Origin of the sequence: Mesorhizobium sp. Mes31 (assembly GCF_024519675.1) — a bacterium.
Classification (GTDB): domain Bacteria; phylum Pseudomonadota; class Alphaproteobacteria; order Rhizobiales; family Rhizobiaceae; genus Mesorhizobium.
In genome coordinates this window covers 38,465-63,108 of record NZ_JALJRL010000026.1, presented here as the reverse complement: position 1 = coordinate 63,108, position 24,644 = coordinate 38,465, and the positions used below count along the sequence as shown (strand labels likewise).

The following is a 24,644-nucleotide window of genomic DNA, read 5'->3' as shown; positions in this document are numbered from 1 at the left end:
CTATACCTCCCATTACAAAACGCTATTTGACGGAGGGACCCCTTCCGGTGCGATGGTATTGGAAAAGCAGCATAAGGAGCGAGCCATGCCAGGCGCGCTGGAGGGAACGACCGTCATCTCGCTGGAGCAAGCCGTGGCCGCGCCTTTGGCGACGTCCCGTCTGGCCGACGCCGGCGCGCGGGTCATCAAGCTCGAGCGCCCGGAGGGCGACTTCGCGCGCGGCTATGACGACTATGTTCACGGCCTCTCGAGCTATTTCATCTGGAACAACCGCGGCAAGCAATCCTGCACCGTCGATCTGAAGCAGCCGGATGATCTTGCGCTGGTCGAATCCATGCTCGCCACCGCCGACGTGTTCGTCCAGAACCTTGCGCCCGGCGCAACCGACAGGCTCGGCATCGGCAGCGCCGACCTCAGGCGGCGGTTTCCCAGGCTGATCGTTTGCGACATCGGTGGCTACGCACCCGGAACGCCCGACCACGAGCGGAAAGCCTACGATCTGCTGATCCAGGCGGAAGCGGGCTTGGCGGGGGTCACTGGGTCCGCAACTTCTGGCCCGACCCGGGTTGGCATATCGATCTCCGATATCGCTACGGGGCAGGGGGCCTACGCCGCTATCCTCGAAGCCCTGATCATGCGCAGTCGAACCGGGGAAGGGGCTCACCTGCAGCTTTCCCTTTTCGACACCCTGGCCGAATACATGAACGTCCCATATCTGGCGCGCCACTACGGCGGCAAGGAGCCACGGCGGCTCGGGCTCGCCCACCCCTCGATCGCGCCCTACGGGCTGTTTCAGGTGAGTGACGGCGAAATCCTGATCGCCGTCCAGAACGAACGCGAATGGGTCGTCTTCTGCGACAGTGTCCTGCGCCAGCCGTCGGTTGCAACGGACCCGAGATTCGAACGCAACGTGCTTCGCATCAAAAACCGCGAGCCGCTTGATGCATGCGTGCAGGCGATCTTGGCCGCCTACACCATGTCTGCATTATGCGAACTGCTTGACCACGTCAGAATTGCCTATGGCCGTGTGTCGACCATGGCGGATCTGGCGGTGCATCGCAGTGCCACCAAAGTCCCGGTGGAGACCACCGTTGGTCAAGTCGAGCTGTTTGCGCCGCCGGTCACGGTCAATGGCAAGCGCCCCGTGCTTGGCCGGGTGCCTTCACTCGGTGAACACGACGTGGCTTTGCGGCAGGAGTTCGGTCCTTCGGATACAGTGGGTCCCAAACGGATAGGAAGTGCAGCACCATGAGCTTGACCCGCGACCTGACCCGGCTGATCCGCGAAAAACCGGTGACCGACCGCGACCTGGAATGGGCATCGCTATTCGTTCTGGACACGCTCGCCTGCGCCCTTGGCGCGTTGCCGACCGAGCCCGCCCGCATCCTGAAGGCGGTCGCCCCGCTGGCGCAAGCCGATACCGCTCGCAAGGCGTTCTACCTGGGCGGCCTAGCGCATATCTTGGAGATGGATGACCTCCACCGGGACTCGGTGACCCATCCGGGCAGCGTCGTCATTCCAGCGGCCTGGGCGGTAGCCCACGACCACGATCTTGGCGGCGAAGCGTTTCTTCGCGCGGTTCTCGCAGGATACGAGGCCTGCTGCCGGGTCGGCATGTCGGTCGGCAAGAAGCATTACCGGATCTGGCACAACACCTCGACCTGCGGGCCGTTCGGTGCGGCGTTTGCCGTGGCGGAGCTCCTCGGCCTCGACGACACCAGGACCGTATGGGCGCTTGGGAATGCGGGTACCCAGTCATCGGGTCTTTGGGAGTTCCTTGCCGAAGGCGCCATGAGCAAGCATCTCCACACCGCTAGGGCTGCGGAGTCAGGCGTCCTCGCTTCGTTCCTGGCCAAGGAAGGATTCACGGGCGCGCAGAATATCCTGGAAGGCGAGAAGGGCTTCTACGCCGGTCTGTGTCCGGACCCGATTCCGGAGGCCGTCACGGCAGGGCCTGAGCGGGCCTGGCAACTGATCAACACCTCGATCAAGCCATGGCCATGCTGCAGACACACTCACCCGGCGATCGACGGCGCGATCGCCTTGCACGACGACGTCGCCGGGGAAGCCATCGCAAGCGTTCATGTCGGGGCTTACCGGGCTGCCCTCGACGTGTGCGACCGGCCCACGCCCGAGGATCCATACAGTGCCAAATTCTCGCTGCAGCACACGGTGGCGATAGCGCTTGCGGACGGCCGCGTCGACCAGGCCAGCTTCGATGCTGATGCACGGCAACGGATGGTCGGCGAACGCAAGAAGGTCAAGGTCGAGCTGGCGCCGTCGATCGATGCCGCCTATCCGGAATCGTGGGGCGCCGAGGTGATCGTCGAGACGGCTTCCGGCAGACGCCTTTCCGCCGTCCGACACGACGCCAAGGGCGATCCCGATAACCCGATGACGCCAGCGGAGCTGTCTCAGAAGGCGCGCGCGCAGCTCGTCGCCGGCGGCACTTCGCAAGCCCGTGCCGACGACCTGATCGGCGCTATCCTTGGCCTTACCGACAACCGTCCGGTGCGCTCGCTGGGTCTGTTTGAAACCGCTGGGGACGCGCGTCCCCAGGTTCATGCCGCCCGGAGCGCCTGATGTTCAAGGACTTTGACAACGAGGACATCCGCGACGCCGTGCGTCGGCTCTGCGAGCGATTTCCGGGCGAATACTGGCGCAAGCTCGATGCCGACCGCGCCTACCCCGTGGATTTCGTCAACGCGTTGACCGAGGCCGGCTACCTTGCGACGCTGATCCCCGAGGAATATGGCGGGTCGGGCTTGACGCTTTCGGCCGCGGCCGCCGTGCTCGAGGAGATTCAACGGGCGGGATGCAATGGTGCGGCTTGCCATGCGCAGATGTATGTCATGGGCACGGTGCTTCGCCACGGCAATGAATCGCAGAAGCAGCGCTATCTTCCGCAAATCGCCTCCGGAGAATTGAGGCTGCAAGCGTTCGGTGTGACCGAACCGACCAGCGGCACCGACACCACTTCAATCCGTACCTTCGCGCGGAAGGACGGCGATCACTACGTGGTCAACGGTCAAAAAATCTGGACCAGCCGGGCAGAATACTCGGATCTCATGCTGCTGCTCGCCCGGACCACCCCGAAGGATCAGGTTGCAAAGCGCACTGACGGCCTATCTGTGTTCATTCTTGATATGCAGGAAGCACTCAAGCAGGGTCTCTCAATCCGGCCGATCCGGACGATGATGAACCATTCCACGACAGAGGTCTTTTTCGACAACGTGAAGGTCCCTGCCGAAAACCTGGTCGGTGAGGAAGGCAAGGGCTTCCGCTATATCCTCTCCGGGATGAATGCCGAGCGGATTCTGATCGCCGCCGAATGTGTCGGCGACGCCAAGTGGCTGATCAACAAGGCTTCCACCTACGCATGCGACCGTAACGTCTTCGGCCGGGCCATCGGCGCCAACCAAGGCGTCCAGTTTCCCATCGCCAGGGCTTACGCCAACATGCGTGCAGCCGAACTCATGGTCCGCGAAGCCACGCGGCTCTATGAGGTCGGTCAGGACTGCGGCGCTGAAGCGAACATGGCCAAGATGCTGGCTGCTGATGCTTCCAATGAAGCCGCGAACGCCTGTATCCAGACGCATGGCGGCTTCGGGTTCGCTGAAGAGTATGACGTCGAACGCAAGTTTCGCGAGACCAGGCTTTACCAGGTTGCGCCGATCTCGACGAACCTCATCCTGTCCTACCTCTCCGAGCATGTGCTCGGGATGCCACGTTCGTACTGACGGTCAAGGCCAATGGACGCGACCGAACGGAAGCTATCGGCAGAATGGATTGGCCGTCAGAGCGAAAGCATCGATATCGTTTCGGAGCGCCTCGTAAAGAGCTTCCGCGCCATTTTCGAACCGCATCTAGCGCCGCTGCCCGCAGATACCGCACCGTTGGGCATCCATTGGTGTCTGTCGCCGGCAATCGCTGGGATGGACCAGTTGGGCGCTGACGGACACCCCGCCAAGAACCTGTCGTTGCCGCCCGTTCCGCTGCCGCGCCGCATGTGGGCTGGTGGTGAACTTCGGGTGCATGATCACCTCAGGGGAGGTGACAAAGTCCGCAAGGTGTCCACCATCTTGGACATAGTGCGCAAACATGGCCGATCCGGTGAACTCTGGTTCGTCGCGGTCGGCCACGCTTACCATTCCGATCGTGGTCTCGCCGTGAGTGAACGGCAGGACATCGTTTATCGGGAAGCTGCCGTGTCGGGAAATGGCGTGCCTCGAAACACCTCGCCGGCGGAGCCCACGACAATCCGGCCGGCAGGACAAGTGTGGTCTGTCCTACCTTCTTCCACGTTGCTCTTCCGCTACTCCGCGATCACCTTTAACGGTCACCGTATCCATTACGATCTGCCTTATGCGACCGAGGCTGAAGGCTATGAGGGGTTGGTTGTCCATGGGCCCCTCCAGGCAACGCTTCTCCTCAACCTCGCGGCGTCCCAAGGCGCCGGCATACCCCTGACGTTTCGCTACCGCGGGATAGCCCCGGCAATTGCAGGCCGTGAACTGACCGTCAGGGCAGGCATCGATGGTCAGCGACTCTGGACGCAGGGCCGGAGCGGTGCCGTGCACATGGAAGCCGATATCGACCGGGGTATGGCCTGATGTCTGCACAGGATGACGTGCATTTTACGCCTGTCGCGCCTTTGTTTGTGCCGGCCGACCGGCCAGAGCGTTTTGAAAAGGCCGACCGGTCCGGAGCCGACGCGGTCGTTATCGACCTTGAGGACGCTGTTGCGCCCGCCGCCAAAGATGGTGCCCGGTTTAACCTTCACCATGCCCTGACATTGCGGAACCCCACCTACGTCCGGGTGAACAGCCAAGACAGCAGCTGGTACACTACTGATCTTGCCGCCGTCGGGGCTCTCGGGCTTCGACGCATCTGCCTGCCAAAAGCGGAGTCTGTGGCGACCCTCGACGCGATGGTTCATATCTTGGGTGAGGACATCGAAATCATGGCGCTGATCGAGACGGCCCGGGGGCTAGAGGCGGCGGCGGCGTTGGCCGCTCATTCTCATGTCGCGAGACTGGCCTTCGGACCCGCAGATTTTGCGCTGGATCTGGGTGCGACCGCCTCCGATGCCATCAAAGCGCATGCTATGATGAGGCTCGCCGTGGCGAGCAGGGCCGCCGGTAAGCCCCTGCCGTTGGACGGCCCATCCTTCGAGGTCACGGATACCGCCAAACTGGCCTCCGAGTGCCAGCAAGCCTTAAATCATGGGGCCGGCGGGAAGCTTTGCATACACCCTGCCCAAACTTCGCATGTCATCTCAGCTTTCCAGCCGAGTGACGAGCAACTGCGCTGGGCGCAGCGCGTCGCCGACGCGGCCCAGGACGGCGCAGCACGCCTTGTCGACGGCAAGATGATCGACGCTCCCATTATCGCCCAGGCCCGGGCGCTCCTGCTCCGGGGCCGTTCGCAATCCAATAAAGGTGTCTAACCATGGCCGTATCAGCGACACTCCTAAGCAAGGTCAAGGACAAGGATCTGATCCGGGAAGCGGGATTGATCGGCAAAGAATGGCTCGGCCAATCCCAGTCCGGAAAAACCTTCGAGGTCACCAACCCTTCGACCAATGAAGTGCTGGCCACTCTGCCCGATTTTGCCCGAGCCGAGATCGCGAAGGCGATCGACGTGGCCTACGTCGCCCAAAAGGAGTGGGCTGCCCGCACGGGAAAGGAGCGCGCTGCAGTCATACGGCGATGGTACGACCTGACGATCGCCAATCTTGATGACCTGGCGACGATTCTGACCGCTGAAATGGGGAAGCCGTTCGCCGAGTCCAAGGGCGAGATCCTTTATGGCGCGTCCTACATCGAATGGTTTGGCGAAGAGGCCAAGCGCGTCTATGGAGACACAATCCCCGGACATGCCCGTGACAAGCGGATCGTCGTGATCAAGCAACCTGTCGGGGTCGTCGGCGCCGTTACACCCTGGAATTTTCCCTCGGCGATGGTGGCGCGCAAGATCGCTCCGGCGCTGGCGGTAGGCTGCTCGATCGTCTTCAAACCGGCAGCCCTGACACCACTCTCCGCCCTGGCCCTCGCCGTACTTGCGGAAAGGGCAGGGGTGCCGGCCGGGCTACTGAGCGTTGTCCCGATCACAAAGAGCTCGGACTTCGGCGACGAGGTTTGCGAAAACGAGAAGGTTCGCAAACTCACGTTCACCGGGTCGACCGAAGTCGGCCGCACTCTGATGGCGCAAGCCTCCGCGCAAGTCATGAAGCTCAGCATGGAACTGGGTGGCAACGCGCCGTTCATTGTCTTTGGCGACGCCGATGTCGATGCGGCCGTCGAAGGAGCCATCGTCTCCAAGTTCCGCAATGCTGGCCAGACCTGTGTCTGCGCCAATCGCCTTTACGTGCAGAGCGGCATCTACGAAGAGTTCGCCGACAAGCTCGCGCGTCGCGTCAAAGCCTTCAAAGTCGGTGACGGGTTCGCGGAGGGCACCGAGATCGGCCCGCTGGTCGACGACCGCGCCGTGGCCAAGGTCAGGCGTCACATTGAGAATGCCGTCTCCCAGGGCGCCAGCATTGTGGCGGGTGGGCCAGACCATCCTCTTGGCGGCAATTTCATCTGGCCGACTGTCCTGACCGGGGTAACCTCCAAGATGGCGGTGGCCCGCGAAGAAACGTTCGGGCCGTTGGCGCCCTTGTTCCGCTTCGATACGGTCAACGACGTCATTGAGATGGCAAATGACACCGAATTCGGGCTTGCGGCCTATTTCTACGCCAAGGACATGGGCCGTGTGTGGGCCGTCGCGGAGGCCTTGGAATACGGCATGGTCGGCATCAACACCGGGCTCATTTCGACTGAGGTCGCGCCGTTCGGCGGTATCAAGCAGTCAGGCTTCGGCCGAGAGGGCTCGAAATACGGAACGGATGACTTTCTCGAATTGAAGTATCTCTGTTTTGGCGACGTTGGAACGTAGAGGTTGAGTTCAGGATCGTCGATGTGGCGGCGTCGCCGCCGGTGTAGACCCTTCGTCCTCGCCAGCATTGCATATCCCTCGCGCGGGTGGGTCTGCATGACTGCCATCTCATGAGCTGTGAGCTTGTCGGTCTTGGTCAGAATGGCAGTCGGGATGCGAATCTTTCCGATGTCGTGCAGAAGACTGCCAACGGACAGTATCCGGACCACATTACTGTCAAGCTTGAATGTCGCGCGAATAAGCCGACAAGGACACAGACTGCTACTGAATGTTGAAAGCTGATCTCGTCCTTTGTCTTGAGTGACCAGACTGCGATCCCAAACCGCCCCGCCATGCATGCTCCACAACCTCCGAACCCGCGTGGATCCATTGCGAAGTCTACGGCTGGGCAGCGGTGGGTCGTGCGGAAGTGTACCAGTTATATATCTGCTCGCCCGTCCAGAATGCCACGTCGCCATGCGTTGAGATGTAATCCAGCAATTCCTCCAGATAGCCGATCCGATGCGGAACACCGCTGAGATAGGGATGGACGCTGATGGACATAATCCGCGACGAGGTCGCGCTTTCCTGATATAGTCGATCGAACTGTCGCTTGCCGCGTTCGAGCAGTTCCGCTGACGAGTGCAGCGCCACAGCCATTATTGCCACATCGTTGATCTCCACCGTATAGGGGAGTGTCACCAGCGGGCCGGCCGTCGTCTTAAGTTCGCAAGGCAAGTCGTCCATCACCCAATCGGCGACGTATCGAATGCCTTCCTCAGCGAGGATGTCGGCCGTGTCTGGCGTCTCCGTTAGCCCCGGGCTTTCCCATCCCACCGGCGGCTTGCCGGAAATCTTGCACAGCGCGTCGATAGTGCGCCGAATAGCCATGCGCTGATCTTCGAGATTGTGCATCGGCCCTTGCAGCCAACCGTGACCCATCAGTTCCCATCCGGCGTCGTGCGCCGCATGCACGACCCTGGGATAGACCTCGCACACTGATCCATTGATGGCCAACGTCGGAACAATTTTTCGGGATGTCAGGCTCTCGTAGATGCGCCAGAAGCCGACCCGCATGCCGTATTCGTGCCACGACCAGTTGGGAATATCGGGCAGCAGCGGCATGCCCATCGGCGGTGGCAAGACGGTGCGCGGCATCGGCCGCCGCGCATCCCAATGTTCGACATTGACGATGAGCCACACTGGCATCCTGATGCCGTCAGGTAATTTCAGCGGCTGCCTATCGACGATCGCTTGATAGTCTATTCGTTCGCGAGGGCTCAGCGGCATGGGACGGTCCTACGGTCTTGGAATACGATTCGATTGATCAGCTTCTCAGGGCGAGCTCGCCGTCACGCCGGTCGCGCAACCAGTCGACCGAGACGTATAGGCCTCCACCACGGCGCCGCCAAGCTGATGCACTCGTCTTCCTAGATGCGCATCTCGTCGGGCGCCTTGGCTTAGGGTCTACAGCTCGATCAATTGCCCCAGCAAGGCTGAAGATCGTGGTGTCTAGCCCTGTTTGATAGTCAGCCCGCCGTCTACCAGCAAAGTGGCCCCCGCGCCGTTGCCGAAGTCGGCGAAGGAGCGCTAGAACGGGTTCTGCAGCGCCGGGGGCCGATGCTGGGAGTGTTGTGACGAGCCTGCGCATTGTTTTCCCTTGGAATGTTGGGTCGATCCAAAGCCAACCGTGGAACTTGAATGTTGAGCTCAGCGGAGAAGAGCGTCAATTATATTAAAATTCGCAATAATCGCGAAGGCGGCGGCGCCGGTTCTTGTGTGACGATAAGAAACGGCGACTCTCGCAAGACCCGATTCTGGCAGTAAAGCCAATCATGCGTCTTTTGAATAGATGTCGATTCTGCCGCGCAGCAGCTCGACCAGCATGTCTCGTATGGGATCGCGAGTGCTTCCGGTCCAGGCAACGGCCAAGGGCAGCTTCTTCAATCTGTCTGCCCCTGGCGTGTCGAGCGCGACGTAGGTCACGCCCTCGACCTGCATCCGGGAAGCCCAGCGAGGCACGATGGCGATGCCCATTCCGGCTGCCACGAGGTTCACGATGGTCTGCTTCTCGTCGGCCAGATGCACGACCTTGGCATAGAGGCCGCTTTCACTGAAAAGCCGCATCGTCAGGTCGTGACTATGCGGTCGCGACCGACGCTCCGGCACGATCAGAGTCTGGTCCGCGAGGTCGAGCACCGACACGCTTGTCCGACGCGCCAGGTCGTGGCTGGAGGGTAAGGCCACGACGGCCGTTTCATAAAGCAGGAAGTGCAGTTCCAGACGACGGCTCGGCGCGGCAGACGGCCGGATCAAGGCCAGGTCGAGCCGACCTGAAAGCATACGCGGCAAGATGCGGTGAGTCTTGTCTTCCATGACCTGCACGGTCACGTCGGGAGCAATCTCCCTGAAATCGTGCAGCAGGCGCGGCACCAGCCCCACCGCCGCGCTGTCAATCACGCCCAGCCGCACCACGGCCGCGCGGTCGCGGCCATTCTCGCGGATGCGACTTTCCAGATCGTCCGCTCTGGCAAGCAGGGACCTTGCCTCTTCCAGCAGGAAGGATCCATGCTCGGTCAGCACGGCATTGCGCGTGGTGCGCATCACCAGCCGCACGCCCAGATCTTCCTCCAACATGCGGATATGCCGGCTGAGCGACGACGGCAGCATGTCGAGGCGCTGCGCCGCCCGGCCGAAATGCAGCTCGTCGGCTGCCATGACAAAGCATCTCAACTGGTGCAGGTCCAAGCGCTAACTCCCGTACAATGCCCGATTAAGTTACATTTTTATATAATCAGAAGTGCATCGAATCCGACACAACTCGGCCTATAAACCCGAGGCCGGGTGGACTGACCGCACAGGGCCCCGTCCACCCGGCTCAGGTTTGGTGCGTCCACGCGCTTGCCATGGCGAGGAGACTGATAGTGCGCGAATATTCGATCGCCGCGATTCCCGCTGACGGAATCGGGCCTGAGGTCATCGACGCCGGCATCACCGTGCTCAAGGCGCTGGCCGAGCAGCGCGGTGACCTGAGGCTGAACTTCAATGTCTTCGACTGGGGTTCGGACTACTACAAGCGCAATGGCGCCATGATGCCGGCCGACGGGCTGGAACAGCTCAAGAAGTTCGACGCGATCTACTTCGGAGCTGTCGGCGCGGTCGACATCCCCGACCATGTGACCTTGTGGGGGTTGCGCCTGCAGATTTGCCAAGGGTTCGACCAGTACGCCAACGTCCGACCGACCAAGATCCTGCCCGGCATCGCGTCTCCACTGCGCGGCGTCGAGGTCGGAGACCTGGACTGGGTGATCGTGCGAGAGAACTCGGAGGGTGAATATTCCGGTGCCGGCGGGCGTGTCCATCGTGGCCTGCCGGAAGAAGTCGGCATGGAAGTGTCCGTCTTCACACGTGTCGGTGTTGAACGCATCATGCGTTACGCCTTTGGGCTGGCGCAGTCGCGGCCGCGCAAGTTCCTGACGGTCGTCACAAAGTCGAATGCGCAGCGTCACGGCATGGTGTTGTGGGATGAGATCGCCGAGAAGGTGTCGCGCGAGTTTCTGGACGTGACCTGGGACAAGATGCTGGTGGACGCCATGACGGTGCGCATGGTGCTGAAACCGCAGAGCCTCGACACGATCGTGGCCACCAATCTCCACGCCGACGTGCTGTCTGACCTCGCGGGCGCGCTGGCCGGCAGCATCGGGGTAGCGCCGACGGCCAACATCGATCCGGAGCGGCGCTTTCCCTCCATGTTCGAGCCCATCCACGGCTCGGCATTCGACATTGCCGGCAAGGGTATCGCCAATCCTGTCGCCACCTTCTGGACGGCGGTGCAGATGCTCGGTCATCTGGGCGAGCAGGCGGCGGCCGATCAACTCATGCACGCCATCGAGCGTGTCGGTGAAGCCGGCATCATGACGCCGGATGTCGGCGGCAAGGCGACGACGCGCGAAGTCACCGAAGCGCTCTGCAACGCCATAGGCGGCCGCAACGTCCTGGCGGGCTGAAAACCGGCGTTTCGGCGCGGCCGGCGATTCTCGCTCACGACTGGTGCAGTTGTCGGAACAGCTTGAACAGTTCGGCCTTCTTCTCGAAGCCGACACCGGGAATATCCGGTAGCCCGACATAGCCGTCTTCGACGGCGATGTCGTCGGCGAAGCCGCCAAACGGCTGGAAAACGTCGGGATAGGATTCGTTGCCGCCCAGGTGCAGCCCCGCGGCAATGTTAAGCGACATCTGGTGGCCGCCATGCGGCACCACGCGCCGCGACGACCAGCCAAGCGCCTTCATTACCTCCAGTGTGCGCAGATACTCCACCAGACCGTAGGAGAGAGCGCAGTCGAACTGAAGATAGTCGCGGTCGGGCCGCATGCCACCATAGCGCAGGAGGTTGCGCGCATCCTGATGCGAGAACAGGTTCTCGCCTGTCGCCATCGGCCTGTCGTAGTGGTCCGCCAGTTCCGCCTGCAAGGCATAGTCCAGTGGATCCCCGGCCTCCTCGTACCAGAACAGGCCGTACGGCTGCATCGCCTTGGCATAGGCGATGGCGGTCTTCAGGTCGAAGCGTCCGTTGGCATCCACAGCCAGATACTTGCCCTCCCCGACCACCTCCAGCACGGCCTCGATGCGGCGCAGATCCTCTTCCAGAGGCACGGCGCCGATCTTCATCTTCACGACCTTGTAGCCGCGGTCGAGATAGCCGCGCATCTCCGCCTGAAGCTTCGAGTGATCCTTGCCGGGATAATAATAGCCGCCAGCCGCGTAGACCCAAACCTTCTCGTCAGCCACGCCCGCCCGGTACCGGTCCGCCAGCAGGCGCCACAGCGGGACGCCGGCGATCTTGGCGACGGCGTCCCAGACGGCCATGTCGATGGTGCCCACCGCGACGGATCGTTCGCCGTGGCCTCCGGGCTTCTCGTTAGTCATCAGCGTCTTCCAGATGGCGAACGGGTCAAGGTTGTCATTCTCATGGTCGATCAGCGTTTCGGGATCCGCCTCAAGGACGCGCGCGAGGAAGCGGTCGCGCATCAGCGCGCCCTGGCCATAGCGGCCATTTGAGTTGAAACCGTAGCCAACCACCGGCTTGCCGTCACGCACTACGTCGGTGATCACGGCGACGGCCGAGCAAGTCATCTTCGAAAAGTCGATATAGGCGTTGGCGATGGGGGAGGCGATCGAGATCGTCTTTTCCCTGATGTCGACGATGCGCATGCCGGTCCTATCCTTCGAGTGCCTTTGCCACCGCCTTGCCACAGGTGACGGTATCGGCCATGCCTCCGAGATCGCCTGTGCGGGTGGCTTCGTTCTTCAGCGTGGCTTCGATGGCTTCCACGATCGCGCGGCCGGCTTCTTCGTAGCCGAGATGGTCGAGCATCATGGCAGCCGTCCAGATTTGTCCGATCGGATTGGCGATGCCTTTCCCGGCGATGTCCGGGGCCGAGCCGTGCACCGGCTCGAACAACGATGGAAAGTGGCCTTCCGGGTTGATGTTGGCGGAGGGCGCAATGCCTATGGTGCCGGTGCAGGCCGGTCCGAGATCCGAGAGAATGTCGCCGAACAAGTTCGACGCCACCACAACGTCGAAACGGTTCGGATTGAGCACGAAATGGGCTGTCAGAATGTCGATGTGGTATTTGTCCCACGAGACATCCGGATATTGGGCGGCCATCGCTTCGACGCGCTCGTCCCAATACGGCATGGTGATCGAGATTCCGTTGGACTTGGTGGCCGATGTGAGGTGTTTGCTCGGACGCTTCCGCGCCAGATCAAACGCATAGCGCAAGATGCGGTCGACGCCGACGCGCGACATCACGGTTTCCTGGATGACGATCTCGCGCTCCGTGCCCGGATACATCCGGCCGCCGATGGATGAATATTCGCCCTCGGTGTTCTCGCGGACGACGTAGAAATCAATATCGCCGGGCTTGCGATTGGCGAGCGGCGAGGGCACGCCCGGCATAAGCCGGACGGGGCGCAGGTTGACGTACTGGTCGAACTCGCGGCGAAACTGCAGCAGTGATCCCCAAAGCGAGATATGGTCGGGAACGATGGCCGGCCAGCCCACCGCGCCGAAGAAGATGGCGTCATGGTTTCCGATCCTGGACTTCCAGTCCTCCGGCATCATGCGGCCGTGCCTGGCATGGTAGTCGCACGACGCAAAGTCGAAATGGTCGAACTGCAGGTCGATGCCGAAGCGCCTTGCCGCCACTTCCAGGATCCGAAGTCCTTCGGGGACGACCTCCTTGCCGATCCCATCGCCGGGAATGACCGCGATCCTTTTTTTCTTGGCTGACATAGTGGTTCCTCGGCTGCAGCAGTAGGATGGCGGCTATGGACGGCCGCCTCAAAGAATGGGCGGGTATCAACCGCCGAAATATTCGATCTCCTGGCGAAGGCGTTCGCCCTCGATTCCCATGCCGAGCAGGACTGCCACGAGTACTCGTGCCTTCTGGCCGCTCAAGTCGCCGGCAAAGATCACGCCCCCGTCGGAGAGCGTCTTGCCGCCGCCATTGCCATAGATCGGCTTGACCCGGCCGCGCTGGCAGCGACTGGTCATGATAACGGGAGTGCCCTTGGCGACAAGCGACGTCGCGGCGGCAGTGACGGCAGGCGTCGCGTTACCGCGTCCGAAACCCTCAAGAATGATGGCCTTGGCGCCATCCTGGGCGGCGAAGCGGATGTAGCGGTCGCCCATCCCCATGGCCAGCTTGATGAGATCGACATCGGCGACGATGTCTTTGGCGTCGTAGGTTCGGCGCAGAACGGGCTTGCGGTGCAGCACGATGCGGTCGCCGTCCACTTCCCCGAGCTTGCCGTGTTCGTAGGAAATGAAGGTATCGGTGCGTGAACTGTGCGATTTGCTCACGTCACGCGCAGCATGGAATTCCTGCTCGAAGCAGATCATCGCGCCGAGGCCCCGCGCGGTTTCGGACGCTGCCAGCCGGATCGCATCCGTGAGGTTGCGTGGGCCGTCGGGGTTCGCCTCATCGGCCGCGTGCTGCGCGCCGGTGAAGACGATCGGCTTGTCCGTCGCAACAACGAGATCAGCCAGAAAGGCGCTTTCCTCCATCGTGTCGGTCCCGTGGGTCACCACGATGCCGTCGAAATCACCTTGCAGGTGCTGCGAAATCCGCTGGGCCAATGCAAAGCCGAGCGGAAGATCGATGGCATAGCTGCCGACATTGCAGAACTCGTCGATGACGATGTCAATGCCATCTAGCGGATCGTGCAGCATGGCGCGCAACTCCGATCCTGTGACGCTGGCGGTGACATGTCCGCTCACGGGTTCCAGCTTGGATGCGATCGTTCCCCCCGTGGTCATCAGACAGATTTTTCGCATTTCAGTCCCTCGCTGTCGGTCCCGACGTTGAATAATTTGGTCAGACCAAGAAATCAAGAAACTTTTTAGTTATGCTACGATACCCGCAAGATATGTGATTTTTTTTGCATTTTTTGTGATTGACGGTCAGGCCAAAATTATCCATTAATCTGAATTGCGCTATTTGGTCTGGCCAAAAGCGAATAGACAACAGCGCGTTTTTTCGCGCAAGCAATGGGGAACAGAGATGGCTGATGATTTTACCAGAATTCGGTTGGCGTCGACGCGTCGACAATTCCTGAAAACGACCGCCGTCATTGGTGGCGCGGCCCTTGCTTCGTCGACAGGCCGTCTGGGTGAAGCGTTTGCGCAGGATGCCAACAGTACGCTGGTGATCGCTGCGCCCGCGACGCCGCAAGGTCTCGACATCGAGTTCGACGTTAGCCTGGGCTCCATCGATTCGCTCGGTGCGCTCTACGAGTACATGCTCGGCTACGAGAAGATGGATGATCCCAATGCACCCGGCGTGCTGCGCGAGGACACCGGCGTCCATACCGACAAGCCGAACAACCTCGCTCTGCGAGGCCGCCTGGCGGAAAGCTGGGAAGTGGCTCCCGATGGACGCAAGGCGACCTTCAAGCTGCGCGAGGGTGTCGTCTCCAACTGGGGCAACAAGTTCACGTCGAAGGACGTGAAATGGACTTGGGACCGCAAGTTCAACCTCAAGGGGCAGGGCCTGTTCCAGACAGCGGTGCTCGGTCTCAAGACGCCTGACCAGATCAAGGTCGAAGGCGATTATGCGGTCTCTTTCAATCTCGACCAGCCAAATCCGTTGCTTCTCAAGCAGCAATGCAACCTGGCCAATCCGATCTACGACGCCACAAAGTGCGCTGAAGCCGGTGGCTCCGACGACCCGTGGGCGGTCAATTTCCTCAAGAACGATAGCGCCGGCTTCGGGCCCTATCGCCTTGCCCAACTCGTGCGCGGCCAACAAGCCGTATTCGAGGCGCGCGACGACTACTGGGGCGACAAGCCCTTCATGAAGCGCGTCATCATGCGCGAAGTGCCGCAGTCGGCCAGTCGTTTCTCGCTGCTGCAGGGCGGGGCGGTCGATATCGCACAGTTCCTGCAGCCGCGCGAGCTCGAGGCGCTGAAGAAGCAGCCGAACGTGGCCGTGGATGCGGTCAACTCGTCCTACATGATCTGGTTGGAGCTCAACTCCAAGATCGCTCCGTTCGACAACGTCGACGTGCGCCGCGCCATCAATCTCGCGATCCCGCGCGACGAGATCATCCGCACGATTTACTACGGCTATGCCGACGAGCAGAAGGCGCCGATGCCGTATATCTACCCGATGGCGGACGAAAGCTTCTTCACCTACGCCTATGATCTTGCCAAGGCCAAGGAGCTTCTGGACAAGGCCGGAGCCAAGAACCTGGCGACCACCTTGTCCTACAACGCCGGCGACCCGACGCAGGAGCCGATCGCACTGTTGATCCAGACCGCGCTGAAGCAGATCGGCGTGGAGCTGACGCTGGAGAAGCTGCCGGCCGGCGTGTTCTACGAGAACGTCACCAAGCGCGCCAAGCCGATGATCTTCTATCTGGACTCGCCGTGGACACCGGATCCGGGCTACTCGACCTACCTCTACTTCAATTCCGAAAGTTACGTGAACTATTCTAACTATGACAACAAGAACGTCGATCAGATGATCAAGGATGGCCTCGCCACTCTGGATGACAACGTCCGCAAGCAGAAGTACACGGAAGTTCAGAAAACACTCATGGACGAGGCGCCCTGGGGCTTCATCGCCTATCCCAAATACACGCTGGCGCGTAAGGCGGCCCTCAAGGGCTATACCTATTACACGTCCAACAACTTGCGGTTCCAGGATTTCAGTCGCGGTTGATGAGGCGTGTCCCCGGAGGTGGGTCACCTCCGGGGACGATTTCGAGTATCGGAAAGATCTTAAATGTCTTCGAAGCTGCGCCTTCTCGTGAGGCTGGCGATCATCCGGCCGAGATTTGCGATCGGCTACGTGATCGTCATCGCGATCACCCTGCTGGCGATCTTCGCGCCGGTCATCACACCCTATTCGCCGACCGAGGCGGATTCGGTCAGCTTTCTGCAGCCGCCGGATGCCACCCATCTCTTTGGCACCGACAATGTCGGCATGGATATTTTCAGCCGTTCCATCTACGCGCCGCGCATCGACCTGACGATCGCTATTCTGGGTACGCTTCTGTCGGCGCTGGCCGGCGGCTCGGTCGGTGCTGTTGTCGGTTTCTACAGCAGCGGGCGCGGCATTCGCGTGTGGCTATCCTTCGCCGTCATGCGAGCGGCCGACGTGCTGCAGGCCTTTCCCGTTTTCGTGTTCGCCATCGCCCTGGTTGCCAGCCTCGGCCAGAGCATCCAGACCGTGGTGCTGGCTATCGCCTTCGTCAATGCGCCGATCTACCTGCGTCTCATGCGCTCGCAGGTGCTCAGCATCCGCTCCATGCGCTATGTCGAGGCCTCGCAGGTCAATGGCCTTTCGGACATGCAAACCATCGTGCGCCACATCATCCCCAACGCGATGGCGCCGGTGCTGGCGCAGCTATCGGTCAATGTCGGCTGGGGCATCCTGTTGACCTCGGCGCTATCCTTCGTCGGTGCCGGCGTTCGAGCCCCGACACCCGAATGGGGCAGCATGATCGCCATGGGCTTTCAAAACGTGGTGACCGGCCAATGGTGGCCGTCTATGTTCCCGGGCGCGATGCTGGCGATCACCGTATTCGGCTTCTCGCTCGTCGGCGCCTCCATTGAGGTCCTTGCCGATCCGTCCAAGCGCCGGCAGCTGCTGAGCGATGCGCGTGAGCATCGCCGTCGCACTGACCTGCCGGTGGAGGGTGCCTGATGCGCATCCTCGCTTATCTTGCCAAGCGCCTGATTTTCGTCATCCCTCAGTTGCTAGGAATCGTGCTCGTCAGCTTCCTGCTGGTGAAGAGCATTCCGGGTGACCCCGCTGTGCTGATGCTCGGCCCGACGGCAACGCCTTCGGCGATCGCCTCACTGCGTCAGCAGCTCGGGCTCGACCAGCCTCTCTATATGCAGTTCCTGATCTATGTGCGCAATCTCTTGCATGGCGACCTGGGGACTTCCTGGCAGACGACGCGGCCAGTGCTCGAGGATCTGCTTCAGCGCTTCCCGGCCACCCTCGAACTCGTCACGCTTTCGCTGCTTCTGGCCATCGTAGTCGGGGTTACACTAGGCGTATATGCGGCGCGCAAGCCGAACGGCTGGGTGGCGCGCCTGGCGGATCTCTACGGCCTCAGTGCAGGTGCGTTGCCGGACTTCTGGTTCGCTCTGGTTCTCATCTTCATCTTCTATACCGTGCTCGGCTGGGCGCCTGCGCCGCTCGGCCGTATTGACATGATCGTCATACCGCCGCTGCCAGTCACAGGAGCTCTCACCATCGACGCGCTTCTCGCTGGCGACCTGCAGGCCTTCTGGTCTGCCTGCGCGCACCTGGTCCTGCCAGTGCTGACGCTTGGCCTCCTGAATGCCGGCCCCATCCTGAAGATGACGCAGGCCACGATGGAGAAGATGCTGGAATCGGATTTCAGTCGTTTTGAAGTTTTGTGTGGTGTGCCGCAGAACCTTGTGGTGCGCCATGCGCTGCGCAATGCATTGCCATCGATCGTTACCATTATCAGCGTGCTTTACGGCTTCTTGATCGGCGGTGCGGTGCTCGTCGAGATCGTGTTCTCGTGGGGTGGCGCGGGGCAGTACGCGGTCCAGGGTGTGCTGAACTCGGACATCTATCCGGTTCTGGGCTTCGTGCTCTTCTCCGCCATCTTTTCCCTTATCGTCTACATCGCGGTCGACCTCATCTATTTCCTACTCGACCCGCGTATCAGCAACTAATGTGAGAATGTCATTGGGCGCAGCAGAAGTCATAAGCAATACGCGCAACGCCTCCGGTGGCGGCGACAAGCCGCCGTTGATCGACATCAGGAACCTGCGCGTGACATTCCCGTCCGGTGGCGCCGAGCCGAAGGCGGTGCTGAAGGGCATCGACCTCGCCGTGCAGCCGGGCGAGATCGTAGGCTTGGTTGGCGAGAGCGGTGCGGGCAAGACAACGCTTGCCCGTTCAATCCTCGGCCTGCCGCCGTCGCCGGGCCGCATTGCCGGGGGCGAAGTCCATTTCGAGGGTCGGCAAATCCTCAGCCTGTCCGAATCCGAACTCCGACGTCTTCGCGGCCGTCGGCTCTCGGTCGTGGTGCCCAATCCGCGCGCCGAACTCAACCCTTTGCTCAAGGTCGGCGACCAGATCGCTTCGATGGCGAAAATCCATCTCGGCGTCGGAGGCAAAGAGGCGCGCCGTATGGCGCTGGAGATCCTCCGCGAGGTGCAGATACCGGACCCGGAGCGGCGCATGGATGCCTATCCACACGAACTATCCGGCGGCATGGCGCAACGCGTTGTCATCGCCATGGCCCTCATTTGCAGCCCGGCTTTCGTCATTTCCGACGACGCGACCAGCGGCCTCGACGTCACCGTGCAGGCGCAGATCTTGGCACTGCTCGCCAAGCTTGCGGCCGAGCATGGCAGCGCTATGCTGTTCATCAGCCGCGACGTCGGCATCACCGCGCATTTCTGCGATCGCATCGCCGTGCTTTTCTCAGGCGAGATCGTCGAGATTGCCCCGCGCGAACCGCTCTTCCTGGAGCCGGCACATCCATACACGCTGATGCTGCTTGCGGCCTTCTCGCATAGCCCCAAGCTGCGCGACAGTTGGACTGTTCCGGACACCGGCAGGCGACGCGAAAGAAATGCCGGCTGTCAATATGCCGATCGCTGTCCCATTGCCCAGCCGGTTTGCCGCACGCTGCGGCCGCCTTTGGCCGAGATCGGGCCCGGGCACTTTGTCCGCTGCTATTTCCCCGTGAGGCATGCATGAGCGCGGTCCTGACCATAGACAATCTGTATAAGCGCTTCCCCATTGCCGGCTCAAAGCAGGTGGTGCAGGCGATCAACGGCGTCAGTCTGACCGTCGAGCCCGGCGAGACCCTCGGGCTTGTAGGCGAGAGCGGTTCGGGCAAGACCACGGTCGGTCGCTGCATCGTCGGCCTGATCGAGCCGACCGCCGGAACCATCCGGTTTCGCGGCACCGACCTCGCACAGCGCCAGCAGCACAAGGCCAAACTGGCAGGCAAGATTCAACTCGTATTCCAAGAGCCGAACGAGTCGCTCGATCCGCGCATGAAGATCGGCGATACGATCAGCGAGCCGCTTTTGCCGCTCAAGCTCGACCGCGAAACAAGGCGCCGCCGGACTGCCGATGCTTTGCGCCTGGTGCGATTGAATCCGGATCTGCTGGACGCCTATCCTTCCGAGCTGTCCTCCGGACAACAGCAGCGTGTCGGCATAGCGCGTGCGATGGTCACGGAGCCGGAACTGGTGGTCCTCGACGAACCAACTTCCGCGCTCGACCCAACGGCGCGCGCCGAGATCATCGACCTCCTGCGGCGCATCCAGAGCGAGCGTAACACCGCCTACCTGTTCATCTCCCACGACCTGTCCACGGTGCGCTTCATCAGCCACCGTGTCGCGGTGATGTATCTAGGCATGATCGTGGAGCAGGGCAGCGCCGAGACGGTCTTCAATCGCCCGCAGCACCCCTATTCCAGCGGCCTGCTCTCGTCAGTCATGCTGCCCCATCCGCACTTGAAGATCGAAAGCAGCGTCAGCCTCAAGGGCGAGATCCCGAGCCCGATCAACCTGCCGAAAGGGTGCTTCCTGGCGTCGCGTTGCCCGTTCGTGATCGACCGCTGCCGCCATGAGATGCCGCCGGCCGAAACGGTCGGCGAACGGCACACGGTACATTGCTTCCGCCACGAGGATGTTGCCGCTTCGGTGCCAGCGTCCGACACCTTCAACGTGTTCATGAAGGAAGCCGAGCGCATCCTCGGCCGCGCCGTGCCCAGTGGCGTCGCCCCATCGCTCCAATAGTCAAGCCAACCACGAAATCGAGAGAGCAAGCATGTCAGGACGTCTCACAGGAAAAAAAGCACTGGTCACCGGCGGTGCACGCGGCATCGGCGGCGCGATTGCCACGGCCTTCGCGCGCGAAGGCGCGGACGTCGCCGTTCTCGATCTGAAACTCGATGCTGCCGAAGCACGCACCGCAGCACTTGCGGCTTTTGGCGTGAAAACTTTCGCCGTCGCGGCTGACGTCAGCGACGAGGCGCAGGTCGAGGCAGCTGTCAAGAAGGTGGAGGCGGCGCTCGGCCAGATCGACATACTGGTCAACAATGCCGGCATCGACACGACGTCCGTCGTTGCCGAAATGAGCACCGCCATGTGGGACCAGATGATGGCCGTGAACCTGCGCAGCGTCTTTCTTTGCACGCGTGCGGTTCTGAAGCCGATGATTTCCCGCAAATTCGGCCGCATCATCAATATCGCCTCGCAGCTCGGTCACAAGGGTGCGCCGGAAATGGCGCACTATGCGGCCGCCAAGGCAGGCGTCATCGGCTTCACCCGTTCGCTCGCTTACGAGGTGGCGCGCGACGGCATAACCGTGAATGCCATCTGTCCCGGCCCCATCGAAACGGAGCTCTTCAAGGCGCTGCCGGAGGAATGGAAGAAGCGCAAGCTCGGCGAACTGCCGATCGGCCGCGCAGGCCATGTCGACGAGATCGCTCCCACGGCCGTGCTGTTGGCGTCGGAGGAGGGAGCTTACTACATCGGCGCGACCATGAATCCGAACGGCGGCGATGTCATGCTCTGATCAACCGCCAGCTGAATGGTTCCATCCAAATGTATCTTGTTCTAGCTATGTGGCGACAATTTTTGCTGACGCTGGAGCCAAAGCCATGATGAAACTCGATCTCAATGTTGAGGGAACGGCGCCTTCACCGTCGCCCGACCTGCCGCGCGAGCGCCGGGAAGCCAGCGTAGGTGTGGCCCAGGCAACGGTGGCCGCCCTGCGATCGATGATCCGCGACGGCAGGTTGCGACCGGGCGATACACTGCCGCCACAACGCGACCTGGCACGTGACCTCAGTGTGAGCCGCGCCACGCTGCGTGAGGCTCTGTCGATCCTGGCCACCATCGGCGAGATCGTGGCGCGCGAGGGGGGGCGGGGCTTCGTCTGTGCTGACCCTTCCGGCGCACCGGCGACTCCGTCCTGGCGCTTCGCGGCGCGCTATTCGCTGAGCGAGGTCTATCAGTTCCGCTTCATCGTCGAATCCTACGCGGCCGAGCTCGCGGCGCTGACCCATACCAATCAGGAGATCGCCGACTTGAAGGAATGCACGACCACCTTTCGCAACGCAGCGCGCGAAAAGGACCTCAATGCCTACGCGCAGGCGGACTTCGATTTCCACAACCTGATCATGCGTATCTCGCGCAACAAGCTGCTGGTGGACATGCACCAGACTTTTGCGAGCGTGCTGCTGGAAAGTCAGCGTCTGCCCACCGAGCGGCGCGGCAATCTGCTGTTTGCAGTGCAGGAGCATGACCGCATCCTGGAGGCGATTGCCATGGGCGATCCCGATGGCGCCAACTACTACATGCGCAAGCATATCAGCATGGCGGGAAGCCGGGCCGGTCTTCCACCCTCGCAACTGCCATAGACACCCTTCGGCCGGGGACATGAGCAACGAAAGGAAGAGAGATGCCGAAAGAAATGTTTGTATCCTACGGAGTGGACGTTGATGCTGTCGCCGGTTGGTTAGGTTCCTACGGCGGTGAGGACAGCCCTTGCGACATCTCTCGCGGCACCTTCGCAGGCAAGGTCGGCAGCCTCCGCCTGCTTCGCATGTTCGAAAAGTGGGGAATCAAGACCACATGGTTCATCCCCGGTCATTCCATCGAGAGCTTTTGGGACGAGATGAAGGAAGTGGCCGACGCCGGCCACGAGATCGGCATGCATGGCTACAGCCACGAGAATCCGATCGCCATGTCGCCCGAGCAGGAAGAGGCCGTCTTCAACAAATGCGTCGACTTGATCACCAAGCTTTCCGGCAAGGCGCCTCGCGGCTATGTCGCTCCCTGGTGGGAGTTCGGCTCGAAAACCAATGAGCTGTTGAAGCAGAAGGGCCTGCTCTACGATCACTCCCTTATGCACAACGACCATCACCCCTACTATGTGACGGTCGGCGATCAGTGGACGAAGATCGACTATTCCAAGCATCCGTCCAGCTGGATGAAGCCTTATTCGCAGGGCGAAGAAACGGATCTCATCGAGATACCCGCATCCTGGTATCTCGACGACCTGCCCCCGATGATGTTCATCAAGGCCTCACCCAACAGCCACGGCTTCGTCAACCCGCGCGATATCGAGCAGATGTGGCGCGACCAGTTCGACTGGGTCTACGAGAACTATGACTATGCCGTGTTCCCGCTGACTATTCATCCTGACGTGTCGGGCAAGCCGCATGTGCTGAAGATGCACGAACGGCTCTATGACTACATGAAGGGCTTCGACGGCGTGAAGTTCGTCAAGATGGAAGAGATCGCGGCTGATTTCGGCAAGCGATTCCCGCGCAGCGGCAAAGCACGTCCGACGTCCTAAGCCGGCTTCGGGGCACCATTGCCGGGACCGCGCGGCGGTCCCGGCCCAGCTTGTTTGAATGGTCCGACCGAATGGAATTGATTACGGTCTTTGTGTCATTTCGCCGACGGGCTTCCTGCTGGGAACAGGCGAATTTGATACGGATTCGGTGCGTTTCGCACAAGTTTTCTTTCATTCATTATGGTCAGACCAAATTACGCGGAAAATTCGAGCTTTTTTGCAAATATTTCTTAATTGTCATGGCGTGGAAGGCATGGTAGCTCCAGTCTTGGTCTGACCAAAAAGAGAAGGCTGGGGAAGAGGCGGGATGAGGGATAGCGCGCACAACGTCCTTGATTTCCGATCCGTGTCAAAGCACTACGGTGCTACGGTTGCGCTTGATGATGTTTCGTTCGAAATGCGCGCCGGCGAAGTGTGCGGACTGCTCGGTGAAAATGGCGCCGGCAAATCGACGCTCGTGAAGATCCTGAGCGGCGTCGTCACCCCCGATGCTGGCTCCATCGAACTGCGCGGCGCCCCGTTCAAACCGCAAGGCATTGTGGATGCCCGCGCGGCCGGCATAGCCACCGCCTTCCAGGAACTCAGCCTGATCCCGACATTGTCGGTGGCGGCGAACCTGTTCCTGCCCCACCCAGCGCTCAACGGCTTTGGACTTGTCTCGGCGCGCAGCATCGAGCGTGAGGCGGGTGAAATTCTCCGAGCCCATGACGTTACGGATATAGCGCCCGGGCGGCTGGTCGAGGAACTGCCGCTTGGCATGCGCCAGAAGGTCGAGATCGTGCGCGCGCTGCGGCACCGTCCGGCTGTGCTCGTGCTCGATGAAGCGACCGCCGCGCTTTCCGACCGCGAATGGCTGTTCAAGCTGGTCGATGCCGCGGTTCATAGCGGCACGTCGGTGCTATACATTAGCCACAAGCTCGACGAGATCCGCCGCCTGTGCCAACGCTGTGTCATCCTGCGCAACGGCCGCAAGGTGCTGGAAAGCGACGTCGAATCCATGAGCGACGAAGCAATATTCAGCAGCATGGCCGGTCGCTCCGTGGTTGAAGCGTCCGAGAAGGCGCCCTCGGTCGTTCGCGCGGGCGCCACGCCTGCGCTGGAGGTCGGTCACCTCAGCGGCCCTGGCCTTGACGATATCAGCTTCACGCTGGCTCCCGGCGAAATTCTTGGCGTGGCGGGTCTGGAGGGGCACGGCCAATCGAGCCTCTTCAAGGCACTGGTCGGCCTGTCGCCGCTGCGGGCAGGCACGATCTTGGCCGGCGGCAAGGTGAAGTCGGTCGGCTCGCCCCGCGCGGCCCGGCGGCTCGGCGTGGTGCTGGTGCCGGAGGAACGCAAGTCCGACGGGCTCTTTCACGACCTTACCACGCAGGCGAATATCTCGCTGCCGGTGATCGACAAGGCAAGCCCGTTCCATCTCGTGAACAAATTGTTCGAGCGGCGGCTGGTCGAGCAGGTAACCCCAGCAGTGAATCTTTCCGAGCGGTTCCTGCCGCTCAACATCGGCGCGCTTTCAGGCGGCAACCAGCAGAAAGCGGTGCTGGCGCGGGCATTGATAACGGGGGCGCGATGCCTGCTGCTGTTCGATCCCACGCGGGGTGTCGATGTCGGCGCCAAGCGCAACATCTACGCCATGATGCGCGCCTTCGTGCGCGATGGCGGCTCGATCCTGTTCTATTCGACCGAACTGGACGAGCTCGTTCAGCTCTGCGACCGCTGTCTGGTTCTCTATCGCAACTCGATCGCAGGCGAACTCGGTCCCGACCAGCTATCACAAGACCGCATGCTGTCGCTGGCATCCGGTTATCGCAACGGTTCGCGGCAGCCTGCCGCGCAAGAGGCGTAACG

At 61.5% G+C, this 24,644-nt stretch carries 21 protein-coding genes and 1 pseudogene; 16 read left to right on the top strand and 6 right to left on the bottom strand.

All coding sequences use genetic code 11. The annotated features are described in order from the left end of the window. Positions 1 to 85: 85 nt before the first annotated feature. The 6 genes from NR193_RS29965 to NR193_RS29940 are packed head-to-tail and all read left to right on the top strand — an operon-like array spanning position 86 to position 6,939. Positions 86 to 1,252, top strand: coding sequence for a CaiB/BaiF CoA-transferase family protein (locus NR193_RS29965; protein WP_256754292.1), 1,167 nt, complete (start codon positions 86 to 88; stop codon positions 1,250 to 1,252). Next, a complete protein-coding gene (locus NR193_RS29960) occupies positions 1,249 to 2,583 on the top strand; it encodes an MmgE/PrpD family protein (RefSeq protein WP_256754291.1) in 1,335 nt (444 codons plus the stop codon). Before NR193_RS29965 ends, NR193_RS29960 begins: the two co-directional genes overlap by 4 nt. Next, the gene (locus NR193_RS29955; protein WP_256754290.1) at positions 2,583 to 3,740 is read left to right on the top strand and encodes an acyl-CoA dehydrogenase family protein; all 1,158 of its coding nucleotides are present in this window, start codon (positions 2,583 to 2,585) and stop codon (positions 3,738 to 3,740) included. Before NR193_RS29960 ends, NR193_RS29955 begins: the two co-directional genes overlap by 1 nt. A gap of 12 nt (positions 3,741 to 3,752) precedes the next feature. Further along, positions 3,753 to 4,613 (top strand): MaoC family dehydratase N-terminal domain-containing protein, encoded by an 861-nt coding sequence (locus NR193_RS29950; protein WP_256754289.1) that lies wholly within the window; start codon positions 3,753 to 3,755, stop codon positions 4,611 to 4,613. Next, entirely contained in the window at positions 4,613 to 5,449 is an 837-nt protein-coding gene (locus NR193_RS29945; protein WP_256754288.1) for a CoA ester lyase, read from the top strand. The genes NR193_RS29950 and NR193_RS29945 overlap by 1 nt, the downstream gene beginning before the upstream one ends. 2 nt (positions 5,450 to 5,451) lie before the next feature. Then, on the top strand, positions 5,452 to 6,939 hold the full coding sequence (locus NR193_RS29940) for an NAD-dependent succinate-semialdehyde dehydrogenase (protein WP_256754287.1): 1,488 nt from the start codon (positions 5,452 to 5,454) through the stop codon (positions 6,937 to 6,939). Positions 6,940 to 6,992: 53 nt separating this feature from the next. On the opposite strand, the pseudogene NR193_RS33680 reads toward NR193_RS29940, so the two are convergent. The 3 genes and pseudogenes from NR193_RS33680 to NR193_RS29930 form a co-directional block, all read right to left on the bottom strand. Then, positions 6,993 to 7,277: pseudogene (locus NR193_RS33680) on the bottom strand (HD-GYP domain-containing protein); the annotation flags it as partial. Between the two features lie 40 nt (positions 7,278 to 7,317). Next, positions 7,318 to 8,208, bottom strand: coding sequence for a polysaccharide deacetylase family protein (locus NR193_RS29935; protein WP_256754286.1), 891 nt, complete (start codon positions 8,206 to 8,208; stop codon positions 7,318 to 7,320). Between the two features lie 543 nt (positions 8,209 to 8,751). Beyond that, positions 8,752 to 9,666 (bottom strand): LysR family transcriptional regulator, encoded by a 915-nt coding sequence (locus tag NR193_RS29930; protein ID WP_256754285.1) that lies wholly within the window; start codon positions 9,664 to 9,666, stop codon positions 8,752 to 8,754. Positions 9,667 to 9,842: 176 nt separating this feature from the next. On the opposite strand from NR193_RS29930, the gene NR193_RS29925 reads away from it, so the two are divergent. Further along, the gene (locus NR193_RS29925; protein WP_256754284.1) at positions 9,843 to 10,925 is read left to right on the top strand and encodes a tartrate dehydrogenase; all 1,083 of its coding nucleotides are present in this window, start codon (positions 9,843 to 9,845) and stop codon (positions 10,923 to 10,925) included. A gap of 34 nt (positions 10,926 to 10,959) precedes the next feature. On the opposite strand, the gene NR193_RS29920 is transcribed toward NR193_RS29925, so the two are convergent. The 3 genes from NR193_RS29920 to NR193_RS29910 all read right to left on the bottom strand — a co-directional run bounded on the left by NR193_RS29920 (position 10,960) and on the right by NR193_RS29910 (position 14,257). Then, on the bottom strand, positions 10,960 to 12,129 hold the full coding sequence (locus NR193_RS29920) for a mandelate racemase/muconate lactonizing enzyme family protein (protein WP_256754283.1): 1,170 nt from the start codon (positions 12,127 to 12,129) through the stop codon (positions 10,960 to 10,962). 7 nt (positions 12,130 to 12,136) lie between these two features. Then, a complete protein-coding gene (locus NR193_RS29915; RefSeq protein ID WP_256754282.1) occupies positions 12,137 to 13,213 on the bottom strand; it encodes a tartrate dehydrogenase in 1,077 nt (358 codons plus the stop codon). A gap of 66 nt (positions 13,214 to 13,279) precedes the next feature. Further along, positions 13,280 to 14,257 (bottom strand): asparaginase, encoded by a 978-nt coding sequence (locus NR193_RS29910; protein ID WP_256754281.1) that lies wholly within the window; start codon positions 14,255 to 14,257, stop codon positions 13,280 to 13,282. A gap of 226 nt (positions 14,258 to 14,483) precedes the next feature. Here NR193_RS29910 and NR193_RS29905 point away from each other — a divergent pair, with 226 nt between their 5' ends. From NR193_RS29905 to NR193_RS33525, 9 genes are all read left to right on the top strand, one after another. Next, positions 14,484 to 16,145 (top strand): ABC transporter substrate-binding protein, encoded by a 1,662-nt coding sequence (locus NR193_RS29905; RefSeq protein ID WP_082525575.1) that lies wholly within the window; start codon positions 14,484 to 14,486, stop codon positions 16,143 to 16,145. Between the two features lie 63 nt (positions 16,146 to 16,208). Next, positions 16,209 to 17,132 (top strand): ABC transporter permease, encoded by a 924-nt coding sequence (locus NR193_RS29900; protein WP_056590493.1) that lies wholly within the window; start codon positions 16,209 to 16,211, stop codon positions 17,130 to 17,132. Then, positions 17,132 to 18,142 (top strand): ABC transporter permease, encoded by a 1,011-nt coding sequence (locus NR193_RS29895; RefSeq protein WP_056590490.1) that lies wholly within the window; start codon positions 17,132 to 17,134, stop codon positions 18,140 to 18,142. Before NR193_RS29900 ends, NR193_RS29895 begins: the two co-directional genes overlap by 1 nt. A 13-nt stretch (positions 18,143 to 18,155) precedes the next feature. Then, positions 18,156 to 19,178, top strand: coding sequence for an ABC transporter ATP-binding protein (locus tag NR193_RS29890; protein WP_256754280.1), 1,023 nt, complete (start codon positions 18,156 to 18,158; stop codon positions 19,176 to 19,178). Continuing rightward, entirely contained in the window at positions 19,175 to 20,230 is a 1,056-nt protein-coding gene (locus tag NR193_RS29885; RefSeq protein ID WP_256754279.1) for an ABC transporter ATP-binding protein, read from the top strand. The genes NR193_RS29890 and NR193_RS29885 overlap by 4 nt, the downstream gene beginning before the upstream one ends. Before the next feature lie 31 nt (positions 20,231 to 20,261). Beyond that, a complete protein-coding gene (locus NR193_RS29880) occupies positions 20,262 to 21,011 on the top strand; it encodes an SDR family NAD(P)-dependent oxidoreductase (protein ID WP_256754278.1) in 750 nt (249 codons plus the stop codon). Positions 21,012 to 21,096: 85 nt separating this feature from the next. Continuing rightward, positions 21,097 to 21,858 (top strand): FadR/GntR family transcriptional regulator, encoded by a 762-nt coding sequence (locus NR193_RS29875; protein WP_256754277.1) that lies wholly within the window; start codon positions 21,097 to 21,099, stop codon positions 21,856 to 21,858. A gap of 41 nt (positions 21,859 to 21,899) precedes the next feature. Continuing rightward, a complete protein-coding gene (locus NR193_RS29870; protein WP_256754276.1) occupies positions 21,900 to 22,799 on the top strand; it encodes a polysaccharide deacetylase in 900 nt (299 codons plus the stop codon). A gap of 346 nt (positions 22,800 to 23,145) precedes the next feature. Beyond that, positions 23,146 to 24,642, top strand: a complete 1,497-nt coding sequence (locus NR193_RS33525) for a sugar ABC transporter ATP-binding protein (protein ID WP_309145405.1) — start codon at positions 23,146 to 23,148, stop codon at positions 24,640 to 24,642. Positions 24,643 to 24,644: the final 2 nt, after the last annotated feature.

Excerpts from the sequence above, each read along its gene's own strand:
- NR193_RS29945 (WP_256754288.1), top strand. The coding sequence starts at position 4,613 with ATGTCTGCACAGGATGACGTGCATTTTACGCCTGTCGCGCCTTTGTTT.
- NR193_RS29935 (WP_256754286.1), bottom strand. The coding sequence starts at position 8,208 with ATGCCGCTGAGCCCTCGCGAACGAATAGACTATCAAGCGATCGTCGAT.
- NR193_RS29880 (WP_256754278.1), top strand. The coding sequence starts at position 20,262 with ATGTCAGGACGTCTCACAGGAAAAAAAGCACTGGTCACCGGCGGTGCA.
- NR193_RS29950 (WP_256754289.1), top strand. The coding sequence starts at position 3,753 with ATGGACGCGACCGAACGGAAGCTATCGGCAGAATGGATTGGCCGTCAG.
- NR193_RS29875 (WP_256754277.1), top strand. The coding sequence starts at position 21,097 with ATGATGAAACTCGATCTCAATGTTGAGGGAACGGCGCCTTCACCGTCG.
- NR193_RS29885 (WP_256754279.1), top strand. The coding sequence starts at position 19,175 with ATGAGCGCGGTCCTGACCATAGACAATCTGTATAAGCGCTTCCCCATT.
- NR193_RS29870 (WP_256754276.1), top strand. The coding sequence starts at position 21,900 with ATGCCGAAAGAAATGTTTGTATCCTACGGAGTGGACGTTGATGCTGTC.
- NR193_RS29900 (WP_056590493.1), top strand. The coding sequence starts at position 16,209 with ATGTCTTCGAAGCTGCGCCTTCTCGTGAGGCTGGCGATCATCCGGCCG.
- NR193_RS29915 (WP_256754282.1), bottom strand. The coding sequence starts at position 13,213 with ATGTCAGCCAAGAAAAAAAGGATCGCGGTCATTCCCGGCGATGGGATC.
- NR193_RS29965 (WP_256754292.1), top strand. The coding sequence starts at position 86 with ATGCCAGGCGCGCTGGAGGGAACGACCGTCATCTCGCTGGAGCAAGCC.
- NR193_RS29960 (WP_256754291.1), top strand. The coding sequence starts at position 1,249 with ATGAGCTTGACCCGCGACCTGACCCGGCTGATCCGCGAAAAACCGGTG.
- NR193_RS29940 (WP_256754287.1), top strand. The coding sequence starts at position 5,452 with ATGGCCGTATCAGCGACACTCCTAAGCAAGGTCAAGGACAAGGATCTG.
- NR193_RS29920 (WP_256754283.1), bottom strand. The coding sequence starts at position 12,129 with ATGCGCATCGTCGACATCAGGGAAAAGACGATCTCGATCGCCTCCCCC.
- NR193_RS29910 (WP_256754281.1), bottom strand. The coding sequence starts at position 14,257 with ATGCGAAAAATCTGTCTGATGACCACGGGGGGAACGATCGCATCCAAG.
- NR193_RS29905 (WP_082525575.1), top strand. The coding sequence starts at position 14,484 with ATGGCTGATGATTTTACCAGAATTCGGTTGGCGTCGACGCGTCGACAA.
- NR193_RS29955 (WP_256754290.1), top strand. The coding sequence starts at position 2,583 with ATGTTCAAGGACTTTGACAACGAGGACATCCGCGACGCCGTGCGTCGG.
- NR193_RS29895 (WP_056590490.1), top strand. The coding sequence starts at position 17,132 with ATGCGCATCCTCGCTTATCTTGCCAAGCGCCTGATTTTCGTCATCCCT.